The organism is Frankia tisae, assembly GCF_025403405.1.
Classification (GTDB): domain Bacteria; phylum Actinomycetota; class Actinomycetes; order Frankiales; family Frankiaceae; genus Frankia; species Frankia tisai.
Genome location: NZ_JANEZT010000347.1, coordinates 1 through 7,096 on the forward strand (window position 1 = coordinate 1; position 7,096 = coordinate 7,096).

The following is a 7,096-nucleotide window of genomic DNA, read 5'->3' on the forward strand; positions in this document are numbered from 1 at the left end:
CGCCCGCACCAGCGACGACAGGTTCGGCAACCGCCACTCCCGCTCACCCGGACCACCCGAGGCCAACGCCGCCGCCCGCCGCCGCCAGTACAGCCCGTCCACCAACCGCGACAGCACCTGCACATAGCCGCAGTTCCGGCCCCGGAACAGCCACAGCGCCAACACGAAGTACACCACCAGCCGCGACGGCAACAACCGCCGCCGCAGCTCCACCGTGTCCGTCTCCGCCAGCACCCCATCCACCAGCTCCGGCGGGAACACCCCCGTCAACGCCCCCACCGTCACCCGGTCCGGCAACCAGCCCTCCGGCGACAGTCCCTCACTCGCGTCATGCGGCACATCACAACCCTACCCGCATGACGATCATCTAAAGCATGGCCATTGGGCTTGGGCGGTGGAGCAACCCGCGAGCACCACGAGAGGCACACCCCGGCCGGGGGCCAGGACAATGTCGGTGAAGTCCTTGGTGTTGGTTCGGTCAGCGCTACCGTCGTCGGCTTCCAGGATGAGCTGGCCGGGTTCGGCGTGGCAGGACAGATGCAGGATGTGGAACCGCTCCAGCTCCAACGCCGCGCGGATCGCCTTGCGGCTGCCACCGTTCAACACCCGGACATACGCTTTGCGGCCACGGACAGGACCTACCGCCTCGAGGATCCGAGCCAGCTCCGACTCGTAGTCCAGCAGTTCCCCACCGCCGCGCTTTGGGCTGGCGATCACCGCGAGGATCCGCAACGGCCCCCGGGTGTTCGTCACCGAGGCGGACCCCGGCCCGGTGACGGAGCGATACAGCCGCACCGAAGGATTCAGGACCAGCGGCTCGGCCTGCCCCGGCAGAATGAGCGTCTCCCACGGCAGGTCCCCGACATGGTCGTCGGCGACCTCGATCGCCAGATGGACAGACTCTCCTGTACGCGCTGCCGCGTCGGTCTCCGCGGCCAGCTTCTCGGCCAGCTCAGCGGGGAGGAGGCGTTTCCCAAGCATCCGCCCCACCGCCCACAGCGCATTGTCGAGCCGATCTCCAGCGATTTCACCGGCCCCGAGCACCGGTGCCGCGAGTGGGGTGCGATGTGCACGGGCCAGGAACAGATCGTGGACCGTCCGGTCAGCGGACCAGTCCATCCCCAGCGGACTGCCCTCGACCGATCCCTCCACGGTGGTGAGAGTCACCGCCGTGGGGGCGATCCGCAACGATACCTGCCGAACGATGTCCGCCCCGTCCGATACAGCTACTCCGGTCATTCGGGCGCGTCACCGTCGTCTCCCTGCGCGGCCGGGTCGGCCGGGTCAGCCGGGTCGGGGCTGGGCTCGTCGTCCTCCGGGGCGAATTCGTCGGGCGGCGGGAGCGGCATCGCGCCAACGGACCGTTTACGGGCTCGATATCCTCGATTCGGCGGGTGTCTCGACTGGAATTCCGGATCCCATCCATCCGACCGATCTTCGTTCATCGCAGCCCCTCATCACCAGATTATTTCCAGATAGAGAATATCGTCCCGGCGAAGCAGAACACCTACTTTTCGCCTCTTCACCCCACCGTCAGATCCCCTGATGAATCTACCCTGAGAATCGCAGTGCACCGTTTCGGAAAGATAGAGATCGGATTCCTGCGGAAAACCTGCGGCAAAGGATGCAGGGCCTCCCCGCGCACCCCCGGCGTAGGCGCCGACTATCCAACCGTTCGTCCCGGCGGCATGATCCTTCAGTCGAACACGTACCCACGGGTTCCTCTCGGCCGCCAGATGCATGATCTCGTCCCAGGCACGCGGGCTCGCGACCGGGCCCGGAAGAATACTGTGCAACTTCCCGCGGCGACGGATTTCCCCTCCTGCAACCGCCCCCAGCAAGGCCGGAACTATTGTGTAGCCAAGAGCGACCGGCCATAGCTCCCACGGCAGCGGACCTCGATCGAGCCGCCCACTATGGATGTACTCCATGTACACCCACCACGTGATTGGCGCCGCGAGCGCATGGAATAAGGCAGAGCTGCCCGCGAAGGTCATCAGTTGATCGGCAGCGCCGGCGCGGCCGACCTGCCGTTCGCAGGCAAACGTATAGAGGGCGCCAGGAAGAAGCAGCAGAGCGGTCACCGCGATTGCTTGAAATGTTTCGATCACAGAGAAGCCGCCGTCATTCGAACTGCAGTTGTCGTCGGCGATGCAAGGTGCGCCGTTTCAACAAGCACCACCCGAGCCGCCTCCTTACCCTACCTCCGCCATCTGATTACCCTAGACATCGGGACGCCTCGCAGAGCAGTGGACCCAAAAATACCCCCATGATCATTTACGCTCCTCGTTCTCACCGACTACTGGCCGCCGCCCCGCCGGGCGCGCGTCACGGACCGCCGTCGCAAATGAGCACCGGTCAGGACCTGGTCAAGACATGACCGTCGCCGCGTCACCGCGGAGAACGCTCAGGTCGCCGAGGTGCGCCGCAGAAGGTCGAAGAAGCCCCCGGCGTGCACGCCGCCGTCGACAGGCGGGGCAAGGCAGCGGCTGCGGGCCCGCGCCACGCCCCGTTCGTCGACGAAGACGATCGTCCCGACCGTGTTGTGCTCGGGGGTGTCGAGCCGCCGCCGGCGGGTGAACTGCTGGGCGGCCGGCAGGCCGGAGATCGTGTAGCCCGCGCCGATGACGCCCTCAACCACGCCGTCCTCGGTGAGCACCTCGCCCATCCCGGCGGCGTCACCGTTGTCGAAGACGTGACTTCGCTGGTATACGGCATGACGTGGTCTAGCGGATGGCCGCGTCGGTCTCGGCACCTGCCCCTCCGTCGCGCAGAGATAGCGTCAGCGCTTCGACCTGGGGTGCCGCACCGGCCGTTCGACACCACGGCCGGATTCGACACGGAGGAGCTCCGCACGGACGGACAGGTCGTGGTTCTGCCGGCCGGGCATCCCCTCACCGGCCGGACCCACGTGCAGATGGCCGAGGTCACCGCGCTGCCCGGCCTGCCGATGCCGCGCTGGCCTGGCCCCGACGGTACGTACCCGGACGGCCCCGGCCCTCAGGTTCGGGAACATGCACAGTTGCTGCAGCCGCCGGCCTCGTCCAGACCGCGACGCGTCTCTAGCCACACCTGGTTCCTGTCGTTCGCGGCGCGTTGTCAACCAGCTGGACCGTCGCCGCGTCACCGCGGGAAACGCCCAGGTCGCCGGCGCGGGGACGCCAGGCGTCGAAGAACTCCGGTGGCGGCGGGTTGATTGGCAGCGCCGGCCGGCGCGGCACCGAGATCCGGTAGGAGATCCGCCAGCCCTCCGGGGTGCGCCGCAGAATGTCAAAGAAGTCCCCGGCGTGCACGCTGCCGTCGACGAACGGGGCGAGGTAGCGACTGCGAGCCCGCACCACGCCCTGGGCATCGACGAAGACGATCGTCCCGACCGTGTTGTGCTCGGGGGTGTCGGGCCGCCGCCGCCGGGTGGACTCCTTGGCGGCCGGCAGGCCGGAGATCGTGTAGCCCGCGCCGATGACGCCCTCGACCACCCCGTCCTCCGTGAGCACCTCGCCCATCCCGTCGGCGTCACCGTTGTCGAAGACATGACCGAAACGGGCCAGCAGCTCGTGGATCTCGACCAGATCCTGGGCGCCGAGCGGGGGCATCAGGGCCGCCCCGCGGACGTGCCCAGCCATGGCTCCAGCACCTGCGAGACCGGGACGCCGGTGCCCGCCGGCCGCGGGGTGCGGGGCACGCTGCGGCGGTAGGAGATTCGCCAGCCCCGCGGGGTACACACCAGGACGTCAAGGAACTCGCCGCTGGTCAGCCGGCCCTCCAGGTTGACCCCGAGGTAGCGGCTTCGGGCCCGCACGCTCCCGTCCTCCTGGGGGAGCAGGGAGGTGTTGACGGTGTGATGGTCGGGCTCCGCCGCGCTCCTGGAACGAACATAGTCGGCGAACTCCGCGAGCCCTCGGTAAGTCCGGCTCGGGCCGAGCCCGATGTCGACCCGGACGTCGGACGTGAACACCAGCCCCAGCCCCGCAACATCGTTGTTGTCGAAGACGTGCGCGAACAGCGCCAGGATCTCCTGGATCGCCAGCGCGTCGTCCCGGGGAAGCACACCTGTCATCTCGTTTCCCCCCGCCTGCCGCCCTGACCGCCGGCGCACCGGCCGCGGCGATCCGTCCCCTTCAACGGCCTGCCGCACCAGCACCGGATTGGTGGACTACAGTTTCTTTCCGATGATGTAACCCTGGGCCGTCTGCCCGTACTGGTGCCCACCGGCGCTGTAGATCAGGTTGGCCCAGACGTTGGTGCCCGTGAAGCTCTCCGAGCACCAGGCGCCTGCCGGGGCGGAGCCGATGGTGCCGGTCTGGCCGAGGTCCGCACCGTTCCGGACAGTACCGACCTGGCCCAGGACGGCGTACTTGCCATTTGGTCGCAGGTTACGGAACTGCACGACGAACTGGCTCAGAGACGGGCCCGCCGACCTTGTCCAGATGACGATCTCGGCCGCGCCGTCCTGCTGGCCGTTTTCATCCTGGGGATAGCGGGCCGTAGGGTCCGTGGCCGACGAGTCGAGGGGGACGATCCGCCACCCAGGCAGGTTCTGGCTGCAGAAGCCCTGGGATGCGGATGCAGGCGAGGCACCCACAAAGGTCAGGATTGACGCCGCCACCCCCACCAGGACGACGACCAACAGCCGGCGTAGACGCATGGACGCTCCTCAAAGCGAGAACTGGCGCGCAAACGGTCGACTTGTCGAAACTACCGGCGCACCGTCATCTTTCACGTAAATGGGGTGAGCGTCAAGCTCTTTAAAAACCTCAAGACCCTGCGGGTGGGCCAGCGCCAGGTTCCGCGTGACCGCCGTCAACCCGGGCGACAACTCGCTGCGCTTCCGTGGAGTTTTGATCGGTAAAAGACCCAGAATACGGGAAACAATTCCCGGCAGGTATCGACCTGTCGGCTACCCGACATCTTCTTGCCGCCCGCCGCCGAGTCGCAGCGCCGATGCTACCGTTCTTGAGCCCGGCAACCTGCGGATGCGGTTCTCAATAACGGTCGGTATCGCGAGACAAGCGCCAGTAGATAGGGCCTGCGGCGCACCGGCGAGCACGAAACGCCCAGCGCCGCGTGTAGCCGATGGCCGCAGGCCTGATCTTTACGCGGGGATGCGGCAACGTGCTGCGGTTGCTCGTGGTCGGGCGCTCACGCCGACGGCGTGGTCCTGGTCCTCGTCGTGGTTGGAGATCCCGCACCCTTACATGATCTTCTATGCAAGGAAGCCATCTGGTCGCTCGCGTAAAAATCGCAAAAATCAAAGACCAGACAGCGTCACCTGCAATAAGATGCACTGCATGCAGGCCGTCGCCCCGGCATTTTTCCGTCCAGCCCGTTCCTAGCCGATGTAGGGAGTCAGCCTGCGGGCGAGGTAGTGGTCGAACGTTCGCGAGCAGGGCGTCATCGAAGCGGTAGATGGAGCTGTAGAGCGTAGATGGAGCTGTAGAGCGTCGTGCCGTGCAGGTGGAGGTGAACCCCTGGCACACCGATGGCGTCTTGCAGGTGGGTCAGGCTGAGGCGGACACGTGCCGGCGCCCCGCCGAACACCCCTCTTCAGCTCCCCGCGCGGCCACCGCCGCCGAGCCGGGATCACCGAGAAGCACGCGAATACGCGCCCCACGCCTCGCCTTGCGGATAAGCTGCCTGGCGAGATCGGGAATGCCATCGGTCAGGAACAGTCCGGCGTAGACCAGGACGTCGACACAGTCCTTCGCCTGGTCGAGTAGCCAGGCCCAGAGGTCCAACGGGACGGCGCCCCGGTGAGGGTACAGAGTGACGAACTCAGCGCGGCTCACCCGCCGCTTCAGCCAGGCTCACATAGTCCATCCGTCTACTCGTCAGGGCGGCGCCCAGAGCTCATTTCGCATGCCGACTCCGAAAGGACGCAACGGGACGCCGTGTCGGGCGCCGAGACGTCCCCGGTCGTCCCCTGCAGGCGGTAGCAATGTCCGGAAGCTGAGCGGCCGGTACACGGTGGTGATCGACGTGGACATCACCGCGGCCCAACCGAACCCGACTACGACCCGGTTGCGTTGGCCCGGAGCTTCCGTGGGCAGATCCCCCGCGGCGGCGCGCGTGCAGATCTTCCGGCCGAGAGGCTCCATCGACACAAACCGGTAGGACGCGCGGGAACCCGCCGCAGTCCTGGCGGACGTCGCTGACCGGCTCCTCGACGGCCGGTCAGGCTGCCAGTGCCTCCGCAGTGGCCAGTGAGACCCTCACCGAGGGTGATGATCGCCTTCTCGGGCGGACGCGCGACAGGGTGTCTTTCCAGGGAGAGACAGAGAGAAACCCTGCCAGAGAGGCTCCCGGCAGGCCGGACGCTTTCCGATCCATGATCGGAACCAGTCGCCGGGCCTTGGGTCCGGTTCCCCGGACTCTGTCCGGCGCAAGCTGCCGCTCAATGCCATAGGGGCGCGGACGGCACCAGCCGATCTCCTCGCGGCACCGAGTTGGTGCCAGAACTGGCACCAACTCGGGACGAGCACCAGCAACGGGGACATGTTGCCGGTGCTGGTACGCAGGTTCCGCCCGGCAGTGCCTGCGATCCACGTTCTACGGCGCGTAGAATCCGGCGGGTGCGACGACAGGTGCAGACGGTTCACGCGCGTCGCGGCGGCGCTCGGCGGGGCAGGGTCACCGCCGCGGTCGGCGTCCTCGCCGCGATCCTGCCGGCGCTGCTGCTGGCCCTGGCGGCACCCGCCGCGGCGCACTCCCGGCTCGTGGCCACCACACCGGCCGCGGACAGCGTGCTGCCCACCGCGCCGGGTGAGATCACCCTGAACTTCAACGAGTCCGTCTCGTCCCGCTACACCCACATCGCCGTGACCCGCACCGACGGCACCAGTGTGGTCATCGGCACCACGGTGGTCGCGGGCGCCACCGTGCGCCAACCGCTCGCCGCGCTGGCCGACGGGCGCTACACGGTCTCCTACCAGGCCGTGTCCGAGGACGGCCACCCGGTCGGCGGGACGTTCGCGTTCACCGTCGCGGGACGGGCGAGCCCCTCGGCCGGCACCCCCGGCACCGCGCCACCCGCTGCCGGCAGCGCGGCCACGGCGCCGCCCGCCACGACCTCGCCGGGCATCACGACCTCGCCGAGCAC

9 protein-coding genes are annotated in these 7,096 nt (G+C 67.8%); 1 reads left to right on the forward strand and 8 read right to left on the reverse strand.

Annotated features, from left to right (window positions below):
• The 8 genes from NBZ85_RS24940 to NBZ85_RS24975 form a co-directional block, all read right to left on the reverse strand.
• A partial coding sequence (locus NBZ85_RS24940) for a transposase domain-containing protein (RefSeq protein WP_308205215.1) occupies positions 1–339 on the reverse strand: 339 nt, incomplete at its 3' end.
• 24 nt (positions 340–363) lie between these two features.
• Positions 364–1,167 carry a CHAT domain-containing protein gene (locus NBZ85_RS24945; protein ID WP_261562694.1) on the reverse strand — a complete coding sequence of 268 codons (804 nt, stop codon included), beginning with the start codon at positions 1,165–1,167 and terminating at the stop codon, positions 364–366.
• A 290-nt stretch (positions 1,168–1,457) separates the two neighbouring features.
• Positions 1,458–2,111 carry a DUF6338 family protein gene (locus NBZ85_RS24950; RefSeq protein ID WP_261556407.1) on the reverse strand — a complete coding sequence of 218 codons (654 nt, stop codon included), beginning with the start codon at positions 2,109–2,111 and terminating at the stop codon, positions 1,458–1,460.
• A gap of 296 nt (positions 2,112–2,407) precedes the next feature.
• A complete protein-coding gene (locus tag NBZ85_RS24955; RefSeq protein ID WP_261556408.1) occupies positions 2,408–2,659 on the reverse strand; it encodes a hypothetical protein in 252 nt (83 codons plus the stop codon).
• 403 nt (positions 2,660–3,062) lie between these two features.
• Positions 3,063–3,623 (reverse strand): nuclear transport factor 2 family protein, encoded by a 561-nt coding sequence (locus tag NBZ85_RS24960; RefSeq protein WP_261562695.1) that lies wholly within the window; start codon positions 3,621–3,623, stop codon positions 3,063–3,065.
• On the reverse strand, positions 3,593–4,057 hold the full coding sequence (locus NBZ85_RS24965) for a nuclear transport factor 2 family protein (RefSeq protein WP_261556410.1): 465 nt from the start codon (positions 4,055–4,057) through the stop codon (positions 3,593–3,595). Before NBZ85_RS24965 ends, NBZ85_RS24960 begins: the two co-directional genes overlap by 31 nt.
• A gap of 96 nt (positions 4,058–4,153) precedes the next feature.
• The gene (locus NBZ85_RS24970; RefSeq protein WP_261556411.1) at positions 4,154–4,645 is read right to left on the reverse strand and encodes a hypothetical protein; all 492 of its coding nucleotides are present in this window, start codon (positions 4,643–4,645) and stop codon (positions 4,154–4,156) included.
• An 853-nt stretch (positions 4,646–5,498) separates the two neighbouring features.
• Positions 5,499–5,786: a phospholipase D-like domain-containing protein gene (locus NBZ85_RS24975; protein WP_261556412.1), complete on the reverse strand. Its 288-nt coding sequence runs from the start codon at positions 5,784–5,786 to the stop codon at positions 5,499–5,501.
• A 795-nt stretch (positions 5,787–6,581) separates the two neighbouring features.
• Here NBZ85_RS24975 and NBZ85_RS24980 point away from each other — a divergent pair.
• The coding region (locus NBZ85_RS24980) for a copper resistance CopC family protein (RefSeq protein WP_261562696.1) at positions 6,582–7,096 on the forward strand (515 nt) is incomplete at its 3' end.

Coding starts and splice junctions, on each gene's coding strand:
- NBZ85_RS24960 (WP_261562695.1), bottom strand. CDS start 3,623: ATGGCTGGGCACGTCCGCGGGGCGGCCCTGATGCCCCCGCTCGGCGCC.
- NBZ85_RS24965 (WP_261556410.1), bottom strand. CDS start 4,057: ATGACAGGTGTGCTTCCCCGGGACGACGCGCTGGCGATCCAGGAGATC.
- NBZ85_RS24970 (WP_261556411.1), bottom strand. CDS start 4,645: ATGCGTCTACGCCGGCTGTTGGTCGTCGTCCTGGTGGGGGTGGCGGCG.